General features: G+C 71.0%; 21 protein-coding genes. 5 read left to right on the top strand and 16 right to left on the bottom strand.

The features are described 5' to 3' along the window. Window positions 1–151: 151 nt before the first annotated feature. Window positions 152–1,507: an NADP-specific glutamate dehydrogenase gene (gene gdhA / locus ACFYW3_RS24540; protein WP_351755316.1), complete on the bottom strand. Its 1,356-nt coding sequence runs from the start codon at window positions 1,505–1,507 to the stop codon at window positions 152–154. Between the two features lie 152 nt (window positions 1,508–1,659). Here gdhA and ACFYW3_RS24535 point away from each other — a divergent pair, with 152 nt between their 5' ends. Further along, window positions 1,660–2,196: a DUF1772 domain-containing protein gene (locus ACFYW3_RS24535; protein ID WP_351755313.1), complete on the top strand. Its 537-nt coding sequence runs from the start codon at window positions 1,660–1,662 to the stop codon at window positions 2,194–2,196. Between the two features lie 87 nt (window positions 2,197–2,283). On the opposite strand, the gene ACFYW3_RS24530 is transcribed toward ACFYW3_RS24535, so the two are convergent. Both ACFYW3_RS24530 and ACFYW3_RS24525 read right to left on the bottom strand, forming a co-directional pair. Then, entirely contained in the window at window positions 2,284–2,811 is a 528-nt protein-coding gene (locus tag ACFYW3_RS24530) for a DUF1772 domain-containing protein (RefSeq protein WP_351755310.1), read from the bottom strand. 99 nt (window positions 2,812–2,910) lie between these two features. Further along, complete coding sequence (locus ACFYW3_RS24525; RefSeq protein WP_351755307.1) at window positions 2,911–3,615, bottom strand: restriction endonuclease; 705 nt, start codon at window positions 3,613–3,615, stop codon at window positions 2,911–2,913. 192 nt (window positions 3,616–3,807) lie between these two features. Here ACFYW3_RS24525 and ACFYW3_RS24520 point away from each other — a divergent pair, with 192 nt between their 5' ends. Further along, window positions 3,808–3,972 carry a hypothetical protein gene (locus ACFYW3_RS24520; protein ID WP_389387334.1) on the top strand — a complete coding sequence of 55 codons (165 nt, stop codon included), beginning with the start codon at window positions 3,808–3,810 and terminating at the stop codon, window positions 3,970–3,972. A 442-nt stretch (window positions 3,973–4,414) separates the two neighbouring features. Further along, on the top strand, window positions 4,415–5,071 hold the full coding sequence (locus ACFYW3_RS24515) for a transposase family protein (protein WP_351755302.1): 657 nt from the start codon (window positions 4,415–4,417) through the stop codon (window positions 5,069–5,071). A 2-nt stretch (window positions 5,072–5,073) separates the two neighbouring features. On the opposite strand, the gene ACFYW3_RS24510 is transcribed toward ACFYW3_RS24515, so the two are convergent. From ACFYW3_RS24510 to ACFYW3_RS24495, 4 genes are all read right to left on the bottom strand, one after another. Then, window positions 5,074–5,538 (bottom strand): hypothetical protein, encoded by a 465-nt coding sequence (locus ACFYW3_RS24510; protein WP_351755299.1) that lies wholly within the window; start codon window positions 5,536–5,538, stop codon window positions 5,074–5,076. Window positions 5,539–5,895: 357 nt separating this feature from the next. Next, complete coding sequence (locus ACFYW3_RS24505; RefSeq protein WP_389387333.1) at window positions 5,896–6,579, bottom strand: 4'-phosphopantetheinyl transferase; 684 nt, start codon at window positions 6,577–6,579, stop codon at window positions 5,896–5,898. After that, window positions 6,576–7,418 (bottom strand): metallophosphoesterase, encoded by an 843-nt coding sequence (locus ACFYW3_RS24500; protein ID WP_351755293.1) that lies wholly within the window; start codon window positions 7,416–7,418, stop codon window positions 6,576–6,578. The genes ACFYW3_RS24505 and ACFYW3_RS24500 overlap by 4 nt, the downstream gene beginning before the upstream one ends. Continuing rightward, window positions 7,418–8,206, bottom strand: a complete 789-nt coding sequence (locus ACFYW3_RS24495) for a thioesterase II family protein (RefSeq protein ID WP_389387332.1) — start codon at window positions 8,204–8,206, stop codon at window positions 7,418–7,420. Before ACFYW3_RS24495 ends, ACFYW3_RS24500 begins: the two co-directional genes overlap by 1 nt. A 355-nt stretch (window positions 8,207–8,561) precedes the next feature. Here ACFYW3_RS24495 and ACFYW3_RS24490 point away from each other — a divergent pair, with 355 nt between their 5' ends. After that, complete coding sequence (locus tag ACFYW3_RS24490) at window positions 8,562–10,016, top strand: APC family permease (RefSeq protein WP_389387331.1); 1,455 nt, start codon at window positions 8,562–8,564, stop codon at window positions 10,014–10,016. A 143-nt stretch (window positions 10,017–10,159) separates the two neighbouring features. On the opposite strand, the gene ACFYW3_RS24485 is transcribed toward ACFYW3_RS24490, so the two are convergent. The 3 genes from ACFYW3_RS24485 to ACFYW3_RS24475 all read right to left on the bottom strand — a co-directional run bounded on the left by ACFYW3_RS24485 (window position 10,160) and on the right by ACFYW3_RS24475 (window position 13,008). Further along, window positions 10,160–10,435, bottom strand: coding sequence for a hypothetical protein (locus tag ACFYW3_RS24485; protein WP_365999409.1), 276 nt, complete (start codon window positions 10,433–10,435; stop codon window positions 10,160–10,162). Between the two features lie 13 nt (window positions 10,436–10,448). Further along, complete coding sequence (locus ACFYW3_RS24480; RefSeq protein WP_351755282.1) at window positions 10,449–12,041, bottom strand: acyl-CoA carboxylase subunit beta; 1,593 nt, start codon at window positions 12,039–12,041, stop codon at window positions 10,449–10,451. Window positions 12,042–12,132: 91 nt separating this feature from the next. Then, window positions 12,133–13,008: an NAD(P)H-binding protein gene (locus tag ACFYW3_RS24475; protein WP_389387330.1), complete on the bottom strand. Its 876-nt coding sequence runs from the start codon at window positions 13,006–13,008 to the stop codon at window positions 12,133–12,135. 143 nt (window positions 13,009–13,151) lie between these two features. Here ACFYW3_RS24475 and ACFYW3_RS24470 point away from each other — a divergent pair, with 143 nt between their 5' ends. Further along, window positions 13,152–13,919 carry an SDR family oxidoreductase gene (locus ACFYW3_RS24470; RefSeq protein WP_053680598.1) on the top strand — a complete coding sequence of 256 codons (768 nt, stop codon included), beginning with the start codon at window positions 13,152–13,154 and terminating at the stop codon, window positions 13,917–13,919. Window positions 13,920–14,226: 307 nt separating this feature from the next. On the opposite strand, the gene ACFYW3_RS24465 is transcribed toward ACFYW3_RS24470, so the two are convergent. The 6 genes from ACFYW3_RS24465 to ACFYW3_RS24440 all read right to left on the bottom strand — a co-directional run bounded on the left by ACFYW3_RS24465 (window position 14,227) and on the right by ACFYW3_RS24440 (window position 23,669). Then, the gene (locus ACFYW3_RS24465; protein WP_389387329.1) at window positions 14,227–15,864 is read right to left on the bottom strand and encodes an FAD-binding oxidoreductase; all 1,638 of its coding nucleotides are present in this window, start codon (window positions 15,862–15,864) and stop codon (window positions 14,227–14,229) included. 235 nt (window positions 15,865–16,099) lie between these two features. Continuing rightward, window positions 16,100–17,860: a BTAD domain-containing putative transcriptional regulator gene (locus ACFYW3_RS24460; protein ID WP_389387328.1), complete on the bottom strand. Its 1,761-nt coding sequence runs from the start codon at window positions 17,858–17,860 to the stop codon at window positions 16,100–16,102. A gap of 342 nt (window positions 17,861–18,202) precedes the next feature. Beyond that, the gene (locus ACFYW3_RS24455) at window positions 18,203–19,762 is read right to left on the bottom strand and encodes an aminotransferase class III-fold pyridoxal phosphate-dependent enzyme (RefSeq protein ID WP_351755271.1); all 1,560 of its coding nucleotides are present in this window, start codon (window positions 19,760–19,762) and stop codon (window positions 18,203–18,205) included. 10 nt (window positions 19,763–19,772) lie between these two features. After that, window positions 19,773–21,419, bottom strand: a complete 1,647-nt coding sequence (locus ACFYW3_RS24450) for an MFS transporter (protein WP_351755268.1) — start codon at window positions 21,417–21,419, stop codon at window positions 19,773–19,775. Window positions 21,420–21,432: 13 nt separating this feature from the next. Then, window positions 21,433–22,308: an alpha/beta fold hydrolase gene (locus tag ACFYW3_RS24445; RefSeq protein ID WP_389387327.1), complete on the bottom strand. Its 876-nt coding sequence runs from the start codon at window positions 22,306–22,308 to the stop codon at window positions 21,433–21,435. Then, the gene (locus ACFYW3_RS24440) at window positions 22,305–23,669 is read right to left on the bottom strand and encodes an FAD-dependent oxidoreductase (RefSeq protein ID WP_351384963.1); all 1,365 of its coding nucleotides are present in this window, start codon (window positions 23,667–23,669) and stop codon (window positions 22,305–22,307) included. The genes ACFYW3_RS24445 and ACFYW3_RS24440 overlap by 4 nt, the downstream gene beginning before the upstream one ends. Window positions 23,670–23,682 lie beyond the last annotated feature (13 nt).

Below are 23,682 nucleotides of genomic sequence, written 5' to 3'. Positions count from 1 at the left end.
GATGGCAGGGTCAGGCTACGGGCCCGATCGCCGGGCGGTGGCGAGGGGTTGCGTGTGTGAGGGGTTGCGTGCGTGTGTGAGGGGCTCGCGCCGTCGCGGCCCCTGAGGGAGCCGCGACGGCGCGGTGCGGTGCGGCGCACCGCGGGTGGGCTCAGATCACGCCCTGGGCCAGCATCGCGTCGGCGACCCGCTCGAAGCCGGCGATGTTCGCTCCGGTCACGTAGTCGCCGGGGGCGCCGTACCGTTCGGCCGTTGCGTGGGCGACGGCGTGGATCGAGCGCATGATGCCCGCCAGTTCGTCCTCGACGCGCTCCGCGCTCCAGGACACCCGGCCGGCGTTCTGCGCCATCTCCAGGGCGCTCACCGCGACTCCGCCCGCGTTCGCGGCCTTGCCGGGGCCGAAGGCCACGCCCGCCTGCTGGAGGACGCGCACGCCCTCCGGGGTGGTGGGCATGTTGGCGCCCTCGGAGACGGCTTGGACGCCGCCGCGCACCAGGGTCAGCGCGTCGGCCTCCGTCAGTTCGTTCTGGGTCGCCGACGGGAAGGCGACGTCCGCCGGGACCTCCCAGACCCGGCCGCCGGGTACGAAACGGGCCGAGGCGCCGCGCCGCTGGGCGTACTCGCTGACCCGGCCGCGTTCGACCTCCTTGATCTGGCGCAGCAGCTCCAGGTCGATGCCCTTCTCGTCGACGACGTAGCCCTGCGAGTCGGAGGCGGTGACGGGGTTGGCGCCGAGCTGCCGGAGCTTCTCGATCGTGTACAGGGCGACGTTGCCGGAGCCGGAGACCACGGCGGTCAGGCCGTCCAGGGAGGCGCCCCTCACGGCGAGCATCTCGGCGGCGAACAGCACGCTGCCGTATCCGGTGGCCTCGGGGCGGATCAGGGAACCGCCCCATCCCTTGCCCTTGCCGGTGAGCACGCCGGCTTCCCAACGGTTGGTGATGCGCCGGTACTGGCCGAACAGGAAGCCGATCTCGCGGCCACCGACGCCGATGTCACCGGCGGGGACGTCGGTGTGCTCGCCGATGTGGCGGTGGAGTTCGGTCATGAAGGACTGGCAGAAGCGCATGACCTCGGCGTCGGACTTGCCGTGCGGGTCGAAGTCGCTGCCGCCCTTGCCGCCGCCGATGCCGAGACCGGTGAGGGCGTTCTTGAAGACCTGCTCGAAGCCGAGGAACTTCACCACGCCGATGTCCACCGACGGGTGGAAGCGCAGGCCGCCCTTGTACGGGCCCAGTGCGCTGTTGAACTCCACCCGGTAGCCGCGGTTGACGTGGACGCGGCCCCGGTCGTCCTGCCACGGCACGCGGAAGAGGATCTGCCGCTCGGGTTCGGTCAGCCGCTCGACCAGAGCCACCGCCGGGTCGGCGTACTCGGGCCGGGCGGCGAACACCGGGGCCAGGGTGTCCAGTACTTCGCGTACGGCCTGGTGGAACTCGGGCTGGGCGGGATTGCGGCGCTCGATGTCGGCCCGGAGCGCGTCCAGCCTGTCCTTGTGGTCCTTCACGAAAGTGATCCTCTCGGGAGTCTCAGGTGGCCGTGCGGGGCCGGGAGCCGGAGCGTACCCCGCCTCCGGACGAGGTCAGGCAGGGGTTGAGCTGATCGGACAAGTCCTCGGACTCGAAGGAATTCCCTGGGGCACGGTGTGAGGTGGACCGTATGATCGGCCGCACATCGGACGAGCCACACGACCGGGGGGCCTGCGTGGAAGCGGTACGGTACGCGTCGCTGATCGCGGCGACGATCACGGTGGGGCTGATGAGCGGTCTCTTCTACGGGTTCTCCGTGTCCGTCATGCCGGCCCTCAAGCGGGGCGACGATCGGATCGTCATCGAGGTCATGCAACGCGTCAACGTCGCCATCCTCAACGGCTGGTTCATGCTGGGCTACCTCGGCGCCCTGGTCTTCACCGGGCTCGCGCTGGGCCTCCACGTGGTGGACGGTCCCGACGGCGCGCTGGTGCCGCTGATCGCGGCGTTCGTCTGCTATGTCCTGGCGATGGTCGTGACGGGTGTGGTGAACATTCCGCTGAACAACGCGTTGGAGAAGGCCGGCCCGGTCGACGGGATCGCCGACCCGGCCGCCGTTCGCCGCGCGTTCGAGAGCCCGTGGGTACGGGCCAACGTGTGGCGCACGCTGCTCTGCACGGCGAGCGCCGGGTTCCTGGCCTGGGCGCTGCTCGTCCAGGGCGCCTGACGGCCGGGCGCCGGCGCTCCACGAGCGGTCGTCGAGCGCCTGACGGCCGGGCGCCCGGCGAAGGGGCGCCGGTCACCGGCCGCTGGTTCAACGGGTCGTGGTGGCCCGGCCGTACAGGATGAGCGCGCGGGTGAGCGCGGTGAGCGCGGCCGTGCACACCACGGTACGGATGATGTTCGTGGTGACCCAGGTGCCCTTGAACTCGTCCACGATCGAGAAGTCGGTCAGTTTCGCCACGTCGCCACCGGCGGCCAGGTCGTTGTTCAGCGGGATGTTGACCGCGAAGGTGATGACCAGGACGACGAGGTAGGCGACGGCTGCCGATGCGACCCACAGGGCGGTGCCGCGACGGCCCGCGCGGAACTCGACGATCGCGGAGGCCACGGCGGCCACCAGGGCGAGCAGGAACACGGTGACGAAGAGGCCGCTGCCGTCGATCGCCGCGTTGAAGGAGCGCATGGCGCTCACGTACGTACGGTCGTCGCCGGCCGCGAGGCCGGGCATCACCGAGACGTCGAAGGCGAAGAACAGGCCGGCCATCAGGCCCACGAGCACGGTCGAGAGCGCGAGAAGAGCCGTGGACACGCGTGTCGCGCCGGCCGGATTCTGTGTCATGGAAGCAGATCCTGGCACTCGACTCCCTTGACTGCCATGGCTTTTGACGGCGTCGGGCTCTGCGATGACCCCGGGTCGGAGGCCGGGGGGCCCGCCCCTTCAGGAGAGCGCGCTGGGCTTCCTGGGTGGTGGAACGGCTCTGAGGAGTTCCCACAGGGGGCGGGAACCGCCGGCCCATTGGGCGAGGAGGTGGCGGTCGACGAGGTGGAGGTGCTGGGACTTGGCGAAGGCGAGCGCGGGTCCGGAGAAGCGGCCGTTGGTGAGCATGACCAGGACATCGCCGCCGTGGACCTGGCGGCCGGTGCCGTTGAGGACCTGGAGGTCCGGGGTGCCGACCGCGGAGCCGGACCAGCCTGCCTTGCGGTGCTTGCACTGGATCACCCAGCGGCGGCCGTACGGGTCGGTGGCCTTCACGTCCGCGCCGTTGTCGCCCCGTCCGCCGACCTTCTGCGCGTCGGCGCAGCCGTCGCGGTGCATGAGGTCCCGCACGGCGAACTCGAAGTCGTTGTAGTGGAGGCCGTCGAGCTGCTCGACGGCGTAGCGCAGCCCCCGGGCCCGGACTTGTTCCCAACGGGCCGCCTCCTGGCGCCGTCGCAGCCAGAGCCATCCGCCGCCGACCGTTGCCACCAGGATCAGGATCAGGACCCACGGGTGGGCGGCCAGCCATGACAGGAGTGCCACGACCAGGCTGAAGGCCACCACCGCGGCCAGGCCGAGCAGCCACAGCTCCTCCGAGCGGCCGCCCTTGCGACGCCGTGCGCTGCCACCGCGCCTGCGCCGCCGTGCGGGCGGGCGCCGGGTCACCGGCCGCTCGCCGTGCGGGGAAGACGAGTGAGCCTCCGCCAACCTGAAGCCGCAGGTCAAAGAGCTGGTGTGGTTGGTCCTCGGGGCGCTCGTGCTGGTCGTGGGCGACTGTCTGAGTAGTAGATCGTCTGGCGGGGACCGGTTTGCTGATTCCTGTTTGCTGTATCCGAGCGGCCTTCTACGATCCGATCCATGTTGGATCCCGAGTTGGTGGAACGGATCACCGCGCGCCGAGCGGAACTGGACGAACTCGAAGAGCAGCTGGCCGAACAGCTGGCGGAAGTGCGGGCCGAGCGGGACGAACTCGCTGTCGCCGAACGTGTCCTTGAGCGGATCGCCAGGCAGCTGGCCGAGTAACGCGCCTCCGCCCGGCCGACACCTGGGCAGGTGGGCGGTCGGGCGGTGATGCTGATCCCGTACCGCGAGTCGGGAGTGGAGCAGGATGCGCTGCCGTGGGACTACCAGCGCATCATCGCCGCCGTGCGGCAGGCAGCGTCGATCGCGGCTGGTTGCGGAAACTCCCCGACGGTCGGTTCACCACCCATCTGTGACCAGGAGCACCGCCGGACGGAGCCCTCGGTGTTGGTGTAACCGGGTTGCTCCCGGCGGCCGTTGGACCTGTGTGACGAGTGTCAGGAATCTTGCCGAGGACATCTGCCCGCTTACCTACCAGTGCCGTCTGTCGCTGTCCACGAGTACCGTCAACCATCTCGCCGACCTGCTGCGGCGCCGTCTGAAAGCGATTCGGTCCAGGTGGCGGATCCTGCCGCCGGGGAAGATCGCGGTGATCGTTTTGGCCGTGCTGCGTCACGATCAGCGCCTGGCCGACATGGCGGGCGGCAACGGCGTGTCCGAGTCCACCGTCCGCCGCCGGCGCGACGAGCTGATCGGGCTGCTCGCCGCCCGGGCCCCGCGCCTGGACCGCGCGCTGAAGAAGGTCGCCAGGCAAGGCGGGGAGGTGGTCCTGATCGACGGCACCCTTATCCGCACCCAGCGCCGCACCGGCAAGGCCGACCGGCGCAACTACTCCGGTAAGCACCGCAGCCACGGCCTGCACTTCCTCGCCCTGACCGACGAGAAGGGCCGTCTGATCTGGATATCCGCCGCCCGGCCCGGCCGCACCCACGACAACACCGCCGCCCGCCACGACCACATCCTGGCCCACCTGCGAGCCGCCGGCCTCGGGGCGCTGGCCGACCTCGGCTTCCGCGGTCTGGACAACGACCTTCTCGACCCCGTGATCGTCACTGGTTACGCCGCCAGCCGCACTCACGAGCTCACCCCGGGCCAGAAGGGAGCCAACCGCGTCCTCGCCGTCGGACGTGCACCGGTCGAGCACGGCTTCGCTCACCTGAAGAACTGGCGGATCCTCACCAAGCTCCGAACCGATCCCGCCCGCGCCACCCAGCTCCTGCGAGCTCTGCTCGTCTTGACGAACCTCGAAGTCAACCGCTGAGGTCAGTAGGCGTTCATGTACCACAACGCGCCACCGAGGAAAATCGGCAGCGTGAAAGCCATCTGGAGCACCCAGGGAACACCTGGTCCCTCGTCGTCAGGCTTGCCGGGGTTCTCCGCACGCCACGTCATGAAGGCACGCATCGCCTTCCAGTGGCCCACGACACCCAGGGCGATGCCCAGGATCCCCCCGCAGTAGACGGGAAGCAGCTCGTTCAGAGACCACTCGTAGTTGGCGCTGAAGGCCACAGTCGCCAGGAACCCTGCCACCGGACCGCACGACACCCAGATCATCTGCCGCCGGTTGACCATCCCAGGGAACAACACGGCGAGATACAGAACCACACTGACCGCGGCGAACAGCCACCACAGCGGAGAGGACTTCTCCAACACCAGAACCCTTTCATCTGCCTTCGCGATCGTGTCCCGAAGGCCCCCCACCTCGCCCGCAACGGCTATCTGTCCCACCGTTGCCGCAGCTCAAGGCCTATAGGACAACCCTAATAGCCCGCGGATGACGAAAATCGGGGGGCGGACGATCTACTTCGCAGGCAGTGGCCCACAACCAGCGTGAGCATCCCGAGAGCCGGTCACACCAGCCCTTTGACCTGCGGCTTCAGGTTGGCGGAGGCTCAGTGGTGGCCGCAGACGGCCCCCGACTTCGGTGCCGTCCGACTTCATGTACGTGGTGATCCAGGGCACGGCCGCATCCCCCTCGATGGTCGCGTTGCGCCTCCCCGCGCAACCTGCTCATGAAAGCACCTGACACTGACACCACGTCACCCATGTTCACCAAGTGCGATCATCCGCTGATACGACCTCACCTCAGGGTGGCGTGCTCTCGCCTCGGGGCACCGTGATCGCGGTGACGATGAGGCCGTCCCGGACCAGCCAGCCGCCGTCGAGGGAGTCGACCCGGACCCCGTCGATCTCGGGGCCGGGCACCAGCAATCTGGCGTGGAAGGTCGACCAGGCCGGGTCGACGGTGATCTCCGCGTCCTGGAAGTCCAGCCAGCGTCCGGTCAGCGGGTACCAGACCTTGTACACGCTCTCCTTGGCGCTGAAGAGCAGCCGCTCCCACTCCACCTCGGGTCGGCGGGTGGCGAGTTCGGGCAGCCAGGCGCGTTCTCCTTCGACGGTCACCAGGTCCGCGACGCCCCGGCTGCGCAGCGGCAGGTTCGGTTCGGCGTCGATGCCGAGCGCGGCCACCTTCCCGGCGGGCGCGACGACGGCCGCCCGGTAGCCCCGGCAGTGGGTCATCGCGCCGACGAATCCGGCGGGCCACCGGGGCGCCCCCTTCGGGTCGCGCAGGATCGGCGCGGGGGCGACACCGAGCTTGCCGAGGGCCTCGCGCGCGCAGCGCCGTACGGTGGCGAACTCCCGTCGGCGGCCGTCCTCGGCGCCCGCGACGAGGAGTTCCTCCTCGGGGTGGAGGTCGGCCAGGGCCCCGGGGTCGTCTGCGAAGGACTCCACGGCGGCCGTGCCCGGGACCAGCAGTTCCTCGATCATGTGCGCTCCGCGAGGATCCGTACGGCGCCCGCCGGGGCGGTGGCGCGTTGCTTCCACTCTCTCGGGTACCCCAGGGAGACCTCGTGGTGGGGGATCCCGTCCTGGTGGATCAGGCGCGGGATGTGCAGGTGTCCGTAGACCACGGCCGCCGCCCGGAAGCGGACGGGCCAGTCCTCGGTGGCCTCGGTTCCGCACCACAGGGCGAACTCGGGGAACCGCAGGACGCGGGTGGGTTCGCGGACCAGCGGATAGTGGTTGACCAGCACGGTCGGCAGGTGGTCCGGGATCTCGGCGAGCCGCGCGGCGGTGTGCGCGACGCGTGCCCGGGACCATGCCTGGCGGCTGGGGTAGGGGTCGGGGTGCAGGTAGAACTCGTCCGTGCAGACGACGCCGGCCCGCTCGGCGATGTCCATGGCCTCCTGCCGGGTGCGGGCTCCGGCGGGCCGGAACGTGTAGTCGTACAGCAGGAAGAGCGGGGCGACGGCGACGGGGCCGCCGGCGCCCTCCCACACCGGGTACGGGTCCTCGGGGGTGATGACGCCCAGGCGGCGGCAGATCCCGACGAGGTGGTCGTAGCGGGCCTGGCCGCGCAGTTGGACCGGGTCGGCGGCGGTGGTCCACAGTTCGTGGTTGCCCGGCGCCCAGATCACCTTGGCGAACCGGTCGCTCAGCAGCCGGAGGGTCTCCTCGAAGTCGACGGTGGACTCGCTGACGTCCCCGGCGAGCAGCAGCCAGTCGTGTTCCGTCTCCGGTCGCAGGCCGTCGACGACCTTCTTGTTCTCGTCGTGGCGGACGTGCAGGTCGCTGATGGCCAGCAGCCTGCCGGGGCCGGTCGGCATCAGGCGGCCCCCAACGCGCTCGCGCCGCTGCGGTGGAGTGCGGCGCGGATGACGGCGGCCACTTGTGGAACGCTGTGGTCGAGGTAGAAGTGCCCGCCGGGCAGGATCCGTACGTCGCTGCCCGCGGCGGTGTGCACCCGCCAGGCGGCGGCGTCCTCGACGGGGACGACGGGGTCGCGGTCGCCGACGAGCACGGTGAAGGGCACGTCGAGGGGGCGGCCGGGCCGCCAGGCGTAGGAACCGATGGCCTTGTAGTCGGCGCGCAGGGGCGGCATGACCATCTCCAGCAGGTCGGGGTCGTCGAAGACCCTCCCGACCGTTCCACCGAGCGTGCGGATCATGGCGATCACCTTCTCGTCGGTGTCCAGCCGGTCGCTGGCGCTGCCGAGCGGGGTCGGGGCGAACCGGCCTGACAGGAACAGCCGCTCGGGGGCGGGCAGTCCGCGCCGGTCGAGTTCGCGGGTCAGCTCGTACGCGAGCACGGCGCCCATGCTGTGCCCGAAGAAAGCGTACGGGCGATCGTCGCCCCGGCGGCCGGGTCCGAGGGCCGAGCCGGCGGCGAGTTCGTCGGCGAGCGCGGTGACGAGCCGGCCGATGTCGTCCACGGCGGGTTCCATCCGGCGGTCCTGACGACCGGGGTACTGCACGGACAGGACGTCGAACTCGGGGGTCAGCTCCTGCGACAGCGCGAGGTAGGCGCTGGCCGCGCCGCCCGCGTGCGGAAAGCAGAACAGGCGCGTGTCGCTGTCGGACGCGGGACCGAACCGCCGGAACCAGTCATTGGCCATGTCTTCTCTCCTTCAACATCCTGTCGAGTCGACTTCCAGGGTCGGTCGAGGCGGTGGACCGCCGGTCGAGAGGCCTTGGACGGGTACTACAGGCACCCCCACAGCCTGGGCGAACGTCGTGCCCGAGCGGGCGGTGGGCCGTGGGTTACCGCGCCGTGAGACGGCGTGGCGAGACTTCGATCCGTTTCTCGCCACTCCCCAACGGAACTCCCCAACGGAACTCCCGACCGGAACCCCCGACGGGAACCCCCGACGGGAACTCCCGACCGAAACTCCCCATCGAACTCCCACCGAGCCCTGAGCGGTCACCTTTCCGCTCCCCTCTCCCCCGCTCCCGCCCTTGGAGGCGCGCCCCATGTCCAGCACGGAAACGGAACCCCGGCGACTGTCCCGGGGCCAGATCGTCGGTCTGGCCGTCGCCAGCATGATTCCCGCGGTGGGTCTCGCCGCGGTGCCCGCCCTGATGTTCGTCTCGGCCGGGAACGGCAGTTGGCTGTCCGCCCTGCTGTCGGCCGCGGTGACCACGTTCGTCGGCCTGTCGGTCGTCACCTTCGCGCGCCGGCACGTCGCCAACGGCTCGCTGTACTCCTACCTTTCGCTGGTCTTCGGCCCGTGGGCCCGGCTGGTGGCGGCCGCCGCGCTGCTGCTCGGCTACGCGGCGATGATCGGGGGCATCACGATGGTGATCGGGGTGTACGTCGGCAGCTTCCTGCTGTCCCGGGGGTTCGCGGCCGGCCTGGAGGTGCCGGCGCAGCTCGCGGTGTACGCGGTGGCGCTGTTGATCGCGGTGTTGTTCGCGCGGCGCGGCGTCGACCTGTCGGTGAAGGCGGCGGTGGTGTTGATGGCCGTGGCGATCCCGGTGGTCGGTGTGGTCGTGGTGGCCGGCGCGGCCACGACCGGGCTGCACCTCGCGGAGCAGTTGTCCTTCGAGGGCGGGTTCTCCTTCAGCGGGGTCTTCCAGGGCATGGCGGCCGGGGCGACGTTCCTGATGGGCTTCGAGAGCTGCGCCGCGCTGGCGCGGGAGACGAAGGATCCCAAGCGGGACGTGCCGTTCGCGGTGTTGGGCATTCCGGTACTGCTCGGGGTCGTGTACCTGGTGGCGACGGTGCTCCAGGTGCCGGGGCTGTTCGCGGCGGCGGACGACCTGGCGGCGGGCATGTCGCCCGCGGCGGCGTTGGCGTTGAACGCGGGGCTGGGCGAGACCTTCGCGAGCGCCACCGACCTGGTGCTGGCGGTGGCGACCTTCGCGGGCCTCATCGGGTTCGTGAACTTCGGGTCGCGGTTCGTGGCGACCCTCTCGGACGACGGCCTGCTGCCGCGCCGGGTGGGGCGCGCGCACCCCGAGCACGGGTCCCCGACCGTCGCCGTGACCGTCCTGGCGGTCATCGGCTTCGCGGTGCTCGCGGTCGCGTTGCTCGCCTACCCGGAGTCGCTGCTGTCGGTGTACTCGGCGTTGGCCACGCTGATCGTCTACCTGTGGGTGTTCCCGTACGTGCTGATCTGCGCGGCGCACGTGGTGCTGCTGGTGCGCGAGCGGGTGGTGAGGCCGCTGTCGTACCTGACGGCGGTGCTCGGGGCGACGGCGATGGGCTGGGTGTACCTCAACGGGTGGGTCAACCCGCCCGCCTCGCCGGTGGACGCCATGTCGTACGTGGCGCTGGTGCTGATCGGGGTGACCGTGCCGGCCCTGGCGTGGGCGCGGCGCGGTGCGCTGCGGTCCGCTCGCGAGTCGTCCGGGGCGCGGGAGGTCCCGGAGGCACGGGTCGAGGCGCCGCCGGCGGAGCGCCTGCCGGACTCGGCGCGCGCCTGACCGCGGAGCACGGCCCGTACGGTCCCGGCCGCCGGCCGGACAGGCCCGAGGCCCCGTCCCACCGTGCGGTGGGGCGGGGCCTCGGGCCGTGCGGGGGTCGATCACGCCGGCCTCGGGCAGTGCGGGGGTCGGTCATGCGCCGCTCAGGCCGTGTTGGCCCAGGTGGGCTGGGCGCCCGCGGCCCAGGACGTGGCCGCGCGGCGGCGGGCCGCGGAGGGCGTCCAGCGGGCCGCGGCCCGCTCCTGTTCCTCCTCGGCCAGCCGGATCGCCTCGGCCGCCCGGGCCCGCATGACCGCCGACAGGGCCACCGCGAGCGCGGCGACCTCCTCGGCGGCCGGTGAGCCGCTGGTGATGCGCCAGGCCTGGGCGGAGAGGAACTCCGACGTGTCCGGCTCGGTGGGGACCGCTCGTACCGCCATCGGGTCTCTCCCTCTACTGGGGCTGGTTGCCGTGCTTGCGGCTGGGCAGGGGGGCGTGCTTGCCGCGCAGTACCGCGAGGGCGCCGATCAGCGCGGCTCGGGTGTCGGCCGGGTCGATGACGTCGTCGACCAGGCCGCGCTCGGCGGCGTAGTACGGGTGCATCAGTTCCTCGCGGTACTCGTCGATGCGCGCCGAGCGGGTGGCCTCGGGGTCGTCGGAGGCGGCGATCTCGCGGCGGAACACCACGTTGGCCGCGCCTTCGGCGCCCATCACGGCGATCTCGTTGATCGGCCAGGCCAGTGCGATGTCGGTGCCGATCGAGCGGGAGTCCATGACGATGTACGCGCCGCCGTAGGCCTTGCGCAGGACGAGCGAGATCCGCGGGACGGTCGCGTTGCAGTACGCGTACAGCAGCTTCGCGCCGTGTCGGATGACGCCGTTGTGCTCCTGGTCGACGCCGGGCAGGAAGCCGGGTACGTCGACCAGGCTGACCAGCGGGATGTTGAAGGCGTCGCAGAGCTGGACGAACCGGGCGGCCTTCTCCGACGACTGGATGTCGAGGACGCCGGCCATGTTCTGCGGCTGGTTGGCGACGATGCCGACGACCTGGCCGCCGAGGCGGGTCAGCGCGCAGATGATGTTCGGCGCCCACCGCTCGTGGACCTCGAAGAACTCACCGTGGTCGGCTATCTCCTCGATGACCTTGTGCATGTCGTACGCCCGGTTGGGGTCGGCCGGCACCAGGTCCAGGAGGGCTTCCGTACGGCGGTCGGCCGGGTCGTCGGCGACTTCCGCCGGGGGCAGTTCCCGGTTGTTGGAGGGCAGGTAGGAGAGCAGGTGCCGGACGTCCTCCAGGCAGTGCTCCTCGTCGTCGTACGCGAAGTGCGCCACGCCCGAGACGGAGGAGTGCACGTCGGCGCCGCCCAGGGCGTCCTGGGTGATCTGCTCGCCGGTGACGGCGGCGACGACGTCGGGGCCGGTGATGAACATCTGCGAGGTGCCGCGCACCATGAAGACGAAGTCGGTGAGGGCCGGCGAGTATGCGGCGCCTCCCGCGCACGGGCCCATGATCACGCTGATCTGCGGGATCACGCCGGAATTGCGCACGTTGCGCTGGAAGATGCCGCCGTATCCGGCGAGGGCGGTGACGCCCTCCTGGATGCGGGCCCCCGCGCCGTCGCACAGGCCGATGATGGGCGCCCCGGCCTTCTCGGCGAGGTCCATCAGTTTGTGGATCTTCTGGGCGTGAGCCTCGCCGAGGGCGCCGCCGAAGATGCGGAAGTCGTGGGCGTACGCGAACACGGGCCGGCCGTCGACCTGGCCGTAGCCCGTGACCACGCCGTCGCTGTGCGGCTTCCGGTCCTCCAGGCCGAACCCGGTCGCACGGTGCCGCCGGAAGGCTTCCACCTCGGTGAACGTGCCCTTGTCGAAGAGGAGTTCCAGGCGGTCGCGGACGGTGAGCTTGCCCTTCTTCCGCTGCGCCTCGGTCGCCTTCTCGCTGGGGCCGGCGATGACCGACTCGCGGAGTTCGGCGAGCTCCGCCACCCTCGACCCCATGGTCGCGGCCGGCGGAGGGCCGGTCGGCGCTTCCTCGACGATGCTCATGCTTGATCCTTTCCAGATCCGAGAGGCGTCTCGTCGTCCTGACAAAACGTGGTAGACCCCTACAGACTGGCCAATGCGACTACACAACCACTCAAGCGCGCCAAGCGCCGGACTCGGCGGCCGCCGCGACGTAGTCGGCGAAGTCGCGCGGCTCCCGGCCCAGGGCGCGCCGCACCCCGTCGGAGACCTTCGCCTCGAAGCCCTGCTGGACCGGGTAGAGGGCCGCGGCCCAGATCGCGGCGTCGGCGGCCGGCACGCCCTGCGCGCCGAGTTCCGCGATGAAGTCCGGGGTGGAGAGCGGCGTGTACGTGGCCTTGCGGCCGGTCGCCGCCCCGATGAGGTCGAGCACCTCGGGCAGGGACACGGCGCGGGGGCCGGAGAGTTCGTACGTCTGCCCGTCGTGGCCGTCCTCGGTCAGGGCGGCGACGGCCACGGCGGCGATGTCCTCGACGTCGATCCAGGTCGCGGCGCCGTCGCCGGCCGGGAGCCGCAACTCGCCCGACAGGACGCCCTCGTTGAAGAAGCCCTCGTCGAAGTTCTGGGCGAACCAGCCCGGGCGCAGCACCGTCCAGGCGAGGCCGGATTCGCGGACGGCCGCCTCGCCGGCGAGGAACGCGTCGCTGGTGGAGGGGTCCTCGCCGTAGTAGCCGGGGGTGTCGACCCCGCGGGCGGAGAGCAGTACGAGGCGGCGGACGCCGGCGTCGGCGGCGCGCCGGGCGAGTTCGCGGGTGCGCGGTTCGGTGTCGTTCTGGACGATGTACACGCCGGACACGCCGTCGAGGGCCGGGCCCCAGGTGGTCTCGTCGAGCCAGTCGAAGCGGGTTTCGCCCGAGCGCGAGGCCGACCTGACCGGGACTCCGCTTTCCGTGAGTCGGCGTACCACCCGGCGGCCGGTCTTTCCGGTGCCGCCGATGACGAGTACGGGATCGGGTGCGGGTGCGGGATTCTGAACCGAATTCTGTGTCATGGGCCGATGGTAATTCGTGGATTCGTTTCCGACACCGGACGATGACCCGCCGGTGAACGGCCGATGAGCGGGGCCGGGCAGCATCACACTTGCGACCTCATCTGCAGCGGCCGCGCCTGGACAAAAGAATTGGGAGTATCCGAATGACTGCCCTCACGAACAAGACTGCTCTGGTCACCGGTGGCAGCCGGGGCATCGGCCGCGCCATCGCCCAGCGCCTGGGCAAGGAGGGTGCGCTCGTCGCGCTCACCTACTCGAGCGACGAGGCCGCCGCGAAGGAGACGGTGAACTCGATCGAGGCCGCGGGCGGCCGTGCCTTCGCCTTCCGCTCCGCTCTCGGTGTCGCCGGTGACGCCGACGCCCTGTGGGCCGCCTTCGACGAGCGGATCGGCGCGCACTCCGACACCGCGGGCCTGGACATCCTGGTGAACAACGCGGGGATCGCGGGCCCGGGTCTGATCCACGAGGTGTCCGAGGCCGACTACGACAAGGTCTTCGCGATCAACGCCAAGGCCCCCTTCTTCATCATCCAGAAGGGCCTGGACCGCCTGCGCGACGGCGGCCGCATCATCAACATCTCCTCCGGCGTCACCAAGGTCGCCTTCCCCGGCATGACCTCCTACGCCGCCAGCAAGGGCGCCATCGAGGTCCTCACCCTCACCCTCGCCCAGACCCTCGGCTCCCGCCAGATCACCGTCAACGCCGTCTCCCCCGGCACCATCGAAACCGACATCCACCCGTGGATGGCCATCCCCGAAGCCAAGGCCCAGGCCGCCGCGTTCTCCGTCTTCAACCGCGTGGGACAGCCGGGCGACGTCGCCGACGTCGTCTCCTTCCTCGCCTCCGACGACGCCCGCTGGGTCACCGGCCAGAACATCGACGTCAGCGGCGGATCCGGCCTCGGCATCTGACCCACCCCCACAACCGACGTCACGTGTTCGACGTCGGGTTTCGGTCCCCACACCGATCGGTCTTCCGTCCGCACACGGAAACCCGGACGCCGCCGCCTCCACCGCACAGGGGGGCGGCGGCGTCCGTCGTGCGCCCGGTTCCGCCGGCGCGTCGCGGTCATTCGGTCGCGGTCATTCGGTCGCGGTCATTCGGTCGCGTCGCGCGCTCGCGGTCACACGTCGAAGGCCCCCGGCCCGAGGGGTCGTCCCTCGGGCCGGGGGCCCGGTCGGTGCGCCGGCCCGTGGATCAGGGCGGTCGGCCCGTGGATCAGGGCAGTCTGATCGACAGGGTGTGGCGGAACACGTTCCGCGGGTCCCACTGGTTCTTCGCCGCCTGCAGGCGGCAGTAGCCGTCCTTGAAGTACAGGTGGTGCCAGGCGATCCCCGAGGTGTTCAGGGTCGAGTCGGCCAGGTCGGCGTCGGCGTAGTTGATGAACGCGCCGTCGTTGACCACGCCCGGGCGGGGGACGCCGCCGGTCGCGGCGTGGACGTCGCGGTAGAACTCCCGGATCCAGGCGAGGTTCGCGGCGTCCTCGGCCGGGGTGGCCCAGAGGTTGACGAACAGCATCTTGATGATCGAGTCGCGCTGTGCGGTGGCGGTCGCCGAGGAGGACGGCAGGTTGGCCGCGGCGCCGTAGCCGGCGATCTCCACGAGGGCCGCGGAGTTGGTGTAGTCGTTGCGCGTGAGGTGCTTGTAGAACGCCTTGATCTGCGCGGGGGGCATGGTCTTGCGCAGGTAGGAGGACTTGGCCTTGAAGCGGCCCTTGCCCTCGAAGCCGGAGCCGCCGAGACCCGGCCAGTGCAGGACGTTGTACAGCCAGTCGACGCGCCGGCGGGTGTCCACCCGGTACGTCAGGCCCGTGCCGGCGACGATGGCGGCGAGGTAGTCGTCGAGGAGTTGGTCGGCGTTGGGCAGGGCCGAGTCGATCTGCGAGCTCATGAGGAACTCGCCGGCCAGCTTGTGCCGCGGCTTGATCGCGCTGAAGAGCTTGGCGTACGGGGAGGTGGCCGAGGAGTTGTCCTCGTGCCACTTCGTGAAGTTGTGCAGCAGCCGGGTGAACGCGGCCTCGGTCATGCCGGTCCAGGAGAAGGCGACCTCGGAGATGATCAGCTCGCGGGGCGCCTTGGGCAGGAACAGGGCCGGGTCGGTGGAGGTGGTGTTGGGGCTGCGGAACCAGTAGCGGGTGACGATGCCGTAGTTGCCGCCGCCCGCGCCGGTGTGCGCCCACCACAGTTCGCGGTTCGGGTCGTTCGCGTCGCGGGTGGCGACGACCTTGCGGGCGACGCCCGCGCTGTCCACGTGCACGACCTCGACGGCGTACAGGTGGTCGACGGTGACTCCGTGGGAGCGGGCCAGCGGACCGTACCCGCCGCCCGGTATGTGACCGCCGACGGAGACCGTCGGGCAGGTGCCACCAGGGATGGTGACGCCCCAGGTGTTGTACAGGGTCTCGTACACGCTGCCGAGCTGGGCGCCGGCCTCGACCGCGACGGCGCGACGGCTCGCGTCGTGGGCCACGGCGGTCATCGCCGAGATGTCGATGAGGACGCGGATGTTGGCGTTGCTCGTGAAGTCCTCGTAGCAGTGGCCTCCGCTGCGGACGGCGAACCGGACCCCGCGGTCGAGGGTCTCCTGCACCGCCTGGACCACCTGGTCCGGCGTGCTCGCGACCAGCACGTGGTCGGGGGTGCCGACCCAGCGGCCGTTGGCCCCCGCGACCAGGCTCGCGTAGCGCGGGTCGGACGGCGCCACCGTGACCAGGGAGGTCGTGGCGATGCCGGCGGCGGCCGTCGGCTCGGCGGCGAACGCCTCGCCCGCCCAGCCGCCCAGTGCGGGCAGAGCCAGGGCCGCGCCGCCGGCGGCCGCGGTGTGTCTCATGAACACCCGGCGGGAAACTCCGGTCATTAGCGTGTACCTCCACGAAGAAATGGTTCTGGAGTCACGGAACTCGACATCACGCCGCACACCGACTGGAGGCGGGGTGGAGTGAATGGCCGTCAATCCCTTTGAAACGCAGATTATCGGCCAGATTCCATCGTGAAGTAATCCGTGACCAATTCCGCTTGTGGAGGTCCGAATCAATTGGTAAGGGCATCGAAAATGCGGGAATCCCGCGCCCCGGATCCGGGGTCGGACGGCTTCAGACCGCCCAGACCCCGGTGGGGGCCGGCCCGCGTTCGCGCAGGACCCCGAGCGACCCTCCGAGCGGGACCTCCAGCGCCTCGCGGGTGGCCTCGCAGAGCTGGATCTCGCCGGCCGGCGAGAGTTCCAGCAGGCACTGGCAGGTGTCCAGCAGCGCGCCGTTGACGGAGGGCGCGGCGGAGGGGTCGTCGGGGCGGAAGCGGACCAGCGCGTTGCCGGTCGCGACGGCGGCGTGCAGGGTCAACCCGTACCAGGGCGAGGGGTTGGGGGCGCCGTCGGTGGCCGGGTCGGTGAGCCGGTCGCGGATGGCCGCCGCCGCGCGGACCGCCCGCAGGGCGCTGTCCTCGTCGCCGTCCGCCCGGAAGAGACCGAGGGAGACGGCGCCGATCGAGGTGACGGCGTCGCCGCCGAAGCGCTCGATGCGGCGGCGGGCGACGGCGTTGACGCTCTCGAACATCTCGTCCATGAACTCGGGCGCGCCGCCGGGTCGTTCCGCGGTGATCCGGGTCTGTACGAGGAGCACGCTGATGCGGCGACGCTCGGTCACCACGGCCCGGGACAGGGGCTGGGGGGTGGGCTGCGACCGTCTGACCGACGCGGCGCGGGGCGAACCCGGGCGCTCGGCCAGCAGCAGGCCGCGGGGGTGGGTGGGCACGGCGGCCAGCATCCGCCGCCGGTCCTCGCGACGGTCCTCGCGCGGGTCCGCGTACCGCTGCTCGTACCGCTCCTCGTACAACTCCTCGCGCGGGTCGTCACGGTGGTCGACGCGCGGGTCGTTTCGGTGGTCGACGCGGCGGTCCTCGCGCAGGTCGTCCCGACGGTCCTCGCGCAGGTCGTCGTCGCGGTCCTCGCGGAGATCGTCACGGAGGTCCCGGTCCTCGTGCCGGCGCTCGGGGCGCTCTTCCCCGGGGGCCGTACCGCGGCCGGCCGGGCGGGTCTCCCGGACGTCCTCGCGCCGGCGCACCTGTCCCCCGGGGACCCCGACCGGGGCCGAGCCGCCGAGGACCACCGCGGCGGGGGCGAGGTTCAACGTCGGGTCGTGGGCCAGGATCGCCTGCTGGAGGCGGCGCAGCTCGTGGCCCGGTTCGAGGCCGAGGTCCTCCACGAGCGTGACCCGGATGCGGTTGTAGACGCCGAGCGCGTCGGCCTGCCGCCCGCAGCGGTAGAGCGCCAGCATCAGTTGCCCGGAGGCGCGCTCGCGCAGCGGTTCCGCCTCGACGGTGGTCTCCAGCTCGCCGAGGACCGCGTAGTGCTGGCCGCAGCGCAGCTTGGCCTCGAAGTAGTCCTCCAGGACGTCGAGGCGGGTGTTCTGCACGGCGATGAGTTCCGGCCACATGGTGCCGGTCTCGACCAGGTCCGACAGGACCGGGCCGCGCCACAACTCCAGTGCCTCGCAGAACCGGTTGGCGGCCTCGTGCGGGGAGCCGCCGGACAGCAGGGCGCGGCCCTGGCGCACGCGCCGGCGGAAGAGGTGGAGGTCCACGTGGTCGGGATCGACGCGGATCATGTAGCCGGGCGCCCGGGTGACGAGCTCGGCGGGCGCCCCGTCGAAGCCGGGGTCGCACTGGTTCAACATGCCGCGCAGTCCCCACACGGCGTTCTGAAGGATCTTCCGCGCCGTGACCGGAGCATTGTCGGTGCTCCAGAGCGCGGCGAGCAGTTGGCTGGTGGGAACGACCTGGTTGGCCTGCAACAGCAGGTATCCCAGTGTGGCGCGCGGCTTGGTGCCACCGAGCGGTACCGGCTGGTCAGCGGACATCACTTCCAGCGGACCCAACATCCGAAAGCGCATATCTCCCCCGGTCCTGCGGCTGATAGCTCATGCTCACTCGACCGGAAGATTACAAACCAACACGCCGGTTTGTCAAAAGGTTAGATGAGCACATCGGGGGGTCAAGAAGGGTCATCCAGACGCCTGCCCAAGAGCCCTCAACCTCGGTAAAACAAAAGGCCAGAGGGCTCGGGAGGGGGGATCCCGGGCCCTCTGGCAGTGGGGTGACCACGGAGGGTCTGCCGCCACTCGGGGGGACTGCTCGCCGGCCACTCAAGGGGTTCGCGACTGATTCTCAACCCCTAAACAGCACGAGCGGTCTGATTTTGATCAGGCGATCGGTGCGAGACTCGCGCCATCCGTGTCCCGGATGATCACGCACACGTCGCGGAGCGCCGCTTCCAGCCGCCCGATCTCCTCGTCCGTCAGGTACACCGACGGCTCGAACCGCAGGGTGTTCACGGCGCTGGAGGTGGGGAACGTCCGGATCCGGTGCGCGCGGAGCATGTGCCCGGCGACGAAGTACCCGAAGAACCCGCTCTGCGCGACCGCCTTGAGCGGCTCGGCCGAGGAGCCCGACTGGTCGTGGAACTCCAACCCCAGCATCAGGCCGCGGCCGCGCACGTCCTTGACCGTCTCGGGGAAGTCGTCCCGGACCGAGCGGAGCATGGCGAGCAGCCGCTCGCCGCGCTCGGCCGCGCGCCGGTAGACCTCGCCGTCGTCGGCCTCCATCAGTTCGAGCACCTTGAGGGCGATCAGACAGGAGAAGCTGTCCTTGGCGAACGTGGAGCTGTGCGCCAGCTCGAACTGGCCGCGGTAGAGCGGCTTGCGCACGAGCATGACGGCGGCCTTGGCGATGCCGCCGCCCAGGCTCTTGGCGAGGGTGTAGTAGTCGCCGCGCAGCCCGAGGTGGGTGGCCGCGAGGAAGCTGCCGGTGCGGCCCATGCCGGTCTGCACCTCGTCGATGACGATCGGGATCCCGGTCTCCGCGCAGACCTCCTGGATCTCGTCGGCGAACTCCCGGCTCAGCTCGTGGATGCCGCCCTCGCCCAGGACGGGCTCCAGGACGAAGGCCACGAAGAGCGGGAAGTCCCGCTCCACGACCTGGACCTGACCGCCCTCGACGACGAGGTCGAGCAGGTGGGCGCGCTCCTCGTCGATGATCTTGCGGATCGTGCCGGGCCGGTCGCGCGGCACGAACCGGGACTGCGCGGCCAGTGCCTTGAACGGCAGCCGGTACCCCTCGTTGTGGGTGAGCTGCACGCTGCCGGCGAGCTTGCCGTGGAAGCCGCCCTCGGGGACGAGGAAGAGCGGGCCGCGCCCGCGCTGCGCCTCGTTGCGGGCGAGGACGTCGGCGACCAGGTCCTCGAAGGACTCGGCGACGGCGGCCGGAACGCTCGCGGCGCCGGCCTCGACCTGTCCGCGCACGTCGGCCAGGTGGGCGGCGATCTCGTCGGAGAGCGCCGTCAGGCGCAGCCCCCGGTCGAGTTCGGCGTGCTTGATGGCGGCCTCGACGGCCTCCGCCCCGCTGTTGGCGAAGATGGCGTAGTACTGCTCGTCGTCCCCGCGTTCGCGCTGGATGATCCGGTTGAGGACCTCGGCGACGTCGTTGGCGTACGGGTGCCTCGAGAACTGCGCGTGGACGGGCGTCTGCGCGTCCAGCAGTTCCTTGGCGTACGCGTTGATCCCGGGGTGGTTGTGCCCCAGCATCAGCGAGCCGTAGCCGCCGACGTAGTCCAGGACGGGGATCTCCCGGCCGTCCTCGTCGCGCAGGTGAAGGGTGTTGCCCTCGCCGCGCACGTACTCGGCGTCCAGACCTCCGGAGGCGAGCACCCCCAGCAGGAAGGGTTCCGCGTACTCGGTCGTGGCCGTGGTGGGTTGGGCGGTCATGTCATCCCCTTCAGGCACGGGTGGTGGACTCTTCGCGGACCGCGGCGGCCGGCCGCGTGCCGGTCTCCGGCTCCGCGGTCCCGGTCTGCTCCGGCTCGGCCGGGGCCTCGGCGGCGGGCGCGCCGATCGCGGGGATGTGGCGCAGCAGGGCGAGGACGATGACGCCCGTGACGACGGCCAGTCCCGCGCTGACCCAGGCGGTGGCCTGGAAGCCGGAGGTGAACGCGTCGCGCGCGGCGGCCACCAACTGGGCGCCGAGGTCGGCGGGGAGGGAGGCGGCGGCGTCGGTGGCGCCACCGACGGTGTCCCGGGCGGCCTCGGCGGCCTCGGCGGGGATCCCGGCCGGGGTGTTGTCGTCGACCGCGCCGCGGTAGACGGCCACGGCGATGGAACCGGTCACCGCGATGCCCAGGGCGAGCCCGAGGTCGTACGCGGTCTGCCCGGTGGCGGCGGCGGAACCGGCCTTCTCCGGCGGGGCCGCGCCGGCGGCCAGGGAGGTGCCGAGGACGCTGATCGGGGCGACACCGAACATGATCACGGCGAGGCCGAGGGCGGCGGGCACGATGCCGTCCTTGTCGGGGCCCGCGATCCCGGTCAGCCAGAAGCCGACCAGGGTGACGACCAGGCCCGCGGTGATGACGAAGGCGGGCCGGATCCGCTTGGCGAACACCGGGGTGAGCTGCGAGCCCAGGATCAGGCCGGCGGCTCCGGGGAGCAGCCAGACACCGGCGGCCAGCGGGCTGAGTTCACCGGCGACCAGCAGGTACTGCGGGACGAGGTACTCGACGCCGTTGAGCGCCATCATGCCGAACAGCAGGGTGAGCAGCGCGCCGGTGAAGGCACGGGTCCGAAACAGCCGCATGTCCAGCAGCGGGGTCTCCAGCGCGTTCTGCCGGCGGACGAAGACCACGGTGAAGACGGCGCCGATCAGCAGGGCGGCCAGGTTGCCCAGGCTCCAGCCGATCTCGGCGAACTTCTTGACGGCGTAGACGATCGGCAGGATCGCGGCCAGGAACAGCACCACGCTGGCGAGGTCGATCCGGCCGGCGTTGGGGTCCTTGTACTCGGGCAGCAGCGCCGGCGCGAGCAGCAGCGGGACGAGCATGACGGGGACGCCCATCAGGAAGACGGAGCCCCACCACCAGGAGTCGAGCAGCACCCCGCCGATGACGGGTCCGACGGCGATGCCGACGGAGAGCGCGGTGACCCAGGTGGCGATGGCGGTGGCCCGCTGCCGGTCGTCCTTGAACATGTGGATGATCAGCGAGAGCGTCGACGGGAGCACGGCGGCGCCGGCCACGCCGAGCAGCGCGCGCGCCACGATCAGCATCTCCGGGCTGGTCGAGTACGCCGCGAGCAGCGAGGAGACGATCACGCCGAGCGAGCCCAGGATCAGGAGCTTGCGGCGGCCGATCCGGTCACCGAGGGTTCCCATGACGACAAGGAATCCGCAGGTCAGGAACCCGTAGATGTCCGTGGTCCACAGCAGCTGCGAGCTGGTGGGCCGCAGGTCGGCCGTCACGTAGGGGGTGGCCAGCCACAGCACGCCCAGGTCGGCCGTCATCAGTGTCACCGGCAGCAGCAGGACCAGCAGTCCGAACCACTCCCGCGGCCCGGCCCGCAACTCCACCGCGGGGGCGGAGGTGTTCGAAGTCATGGTTGTCCCTTCATCAGTTTTCTGTCGGTGTTGCCTGGGGGACCGTGCGGACCCGCCGGATGATCTCGGCGGCGACCGTGTCGGGGTCCTGTTGCGGCTGCCAGTGGGAGGTCTTCTCCAGCGTCACCAGCCGGTAGGGGCCGGTGACGTGCTCCGCGGTCTTCTCGACGGCGAGTTCGCTGACGGCCGTGTCGGTGCGGCTGTAGACGAAGGTCGTCGGGACGGTGACCGGGCCGAAGGCGAGGTCCTCGCCGAGCAGGTTGTTGGCGCGGTACCAGTTCAGGGCCGCGTCCAGTACGCCGGGAGCGGTGTGGGTGGTGACGTACCGGGCGATCTGGGCGTCGGTCAGGACGCCCTCGCCGACCTGGTTGAACCAGCCGTGCAGTTCGACGGCGTCGTCGGCCAGGAAGTGGTCGGCGGCGCCGGCGGAGACGAGGAACTCCACGTACTGGGAGCTGTGTTGCTGCTCCTCGTCGACCCGGTAGGCGTGCTGGTACGCGTCGAGGTGCGGGATGGCGAGCGCGGTGAGCGTGCGCACCCGGTCGGGCCGGCGCGCCGCCAGGTACCAGGCCACGGCCGCGCCCCAGTCGTGACCGACGACATGGGCGTCGGCGACGCCGAGCGCGTCGAGGATGCCGAGCGCGTCGGCGGCGAGGTGTTCGAGGCGGTACGCGTCGACGTCGGTCGGGCGCGCGCCGTCGGAGTAGCCCCGCTGGTCGGGGGCGATGGTGCGCAGCCCGGCGGCGTGCAGCAGGGGCGCGGTCTCGGTCCAGGACTCCTTGTTGTGGGGGAAGCCGTGGAGCAGCAGGACGGGTTCGCCGTCGGCGGGGCCGTCGACGGCCACGTCGAAGGTCAGGTCGAAGGTCAGGTCGTTCGGGGTGATCTTCACGGCTGCTCCTGGACCGCGGCGATGGCGGCCTCGATCTCCGGGTCGTGCAGGACGGCCGGGGAGTCGACGAGGCCGATGACGCGGGAGTACGCGCGGGCCACGGCGTCGTCGCGGGACGCGGCCTCCTGGACCTGGGCGATGAAGGCGTGCGCCAGTTGGACCTCCTCGGTCCGCTCGCCCTCGACCTCGGGGAAGCTGAGGTCGGCGCCGACGGCCATCTCCCAGCAGCCGTCGACGGCGTCGGCGGCGAGGTCCTTGAAGTAGGCGATCGGGTCGGGCCGCCGGGACTCGGCGGTGTGCCGGCGCAGCACGAGCGAGCCGAGCGCGGAGACGGTCATGCCCTGCGCGTAGCTGGGGTTGAAGCTGCACACGGCGTCGCCGATGACCAGCAGGCCGGCCGGGAAGTCGGTCAGGCGCTGGTAGTGGCGGCGCAGGTTGGTCGGGAACTTGTACGCGACGGGCTCGTCCAGCGGCTCGGAGACCTTGAGCACCTCGTGGATGTCGGGCGCGGCCAGCGACTCGATGAAGGCGTGGAAGCCCTCGGGGGTGGTGGCCGGGTGGTCGCCGAGGATGCCGTAGGCGGTGACGATGGAACGGCCGCCGTCGATCTTCTGGCAGATCGCGCCGCGCGGGACGCCCGCGGAGGCGACGGTGTTGATGGAGATGTTGCCCTCGAAGGCCTCGTCGGGGACCCGGTAGTAGCGGGTGGTGTAGCCGAGGCCGATCTTGTGCTTCTCCTCCTCGACGGCGTCGAAGCCGAACTCCTGGAGCCAGACGGAGGTGCGCGAACCGCGGCCGGTGGCGTCCACGACCAGATCGGCCTCCACCACCTCCTCGACGCCGTCGCGGCGCACGACGACCCCGGTGACCTCGCGCCGGTCCTCGCTGGTGACCAGGCGGAGGATGTCGGCCTGCTCCAGGAAGGTCACCTCGGGGAGCGCGAGCACGCGCTCGCGTATGTGGCGCTCCAGGAAGGGACGGCCGGAGGTGAGGGCGAACAGGCCGGAGTGGACCTGCCGCAGGCGCTTGCCGTTGATGATCCAGCGGACGTCGTCGGCCACGTCGCCGAGCTGCGCGCCGGCAGCCTTCATGTCCTCGGTGATGCCGGGGAAGTACTCCTCGACGATCTGCTGGCCGCGGGCGAGCAGACCGTGCAGGTGGTGGCCCTGCGGCAGGCCCCGGCGGAGTTCGTTCGGTCCCGTCAGCTCGTCGCGGTCCACGACGAGCACCTCCGCGAAGTTCTCGGAGAGGGCGCGGGCGGAGAAGAGTCCCGCCATGCTCCCGCCGAGGACGACCGCGCGACCTCCGCGTGCGTTTTCGGCGGATCCGGGGTTGGCCCCTTGGGAAGATGCAGCACTCACAGCGATCAGCTCT

The organism is Streptomyces sp. NPDC002602, assembly GCF_042889445.1.
Classification (GTDB): domain Bacteria; phylum Actinomycetota; class Actinomycetes; order Streptomycetales; family Streptomycetaceae; genus Streptomyces.
Note: the sequence above shows the minus strand (reverse complement) of the source record. Positions and strands in the feature narration are given on the sequence as shown.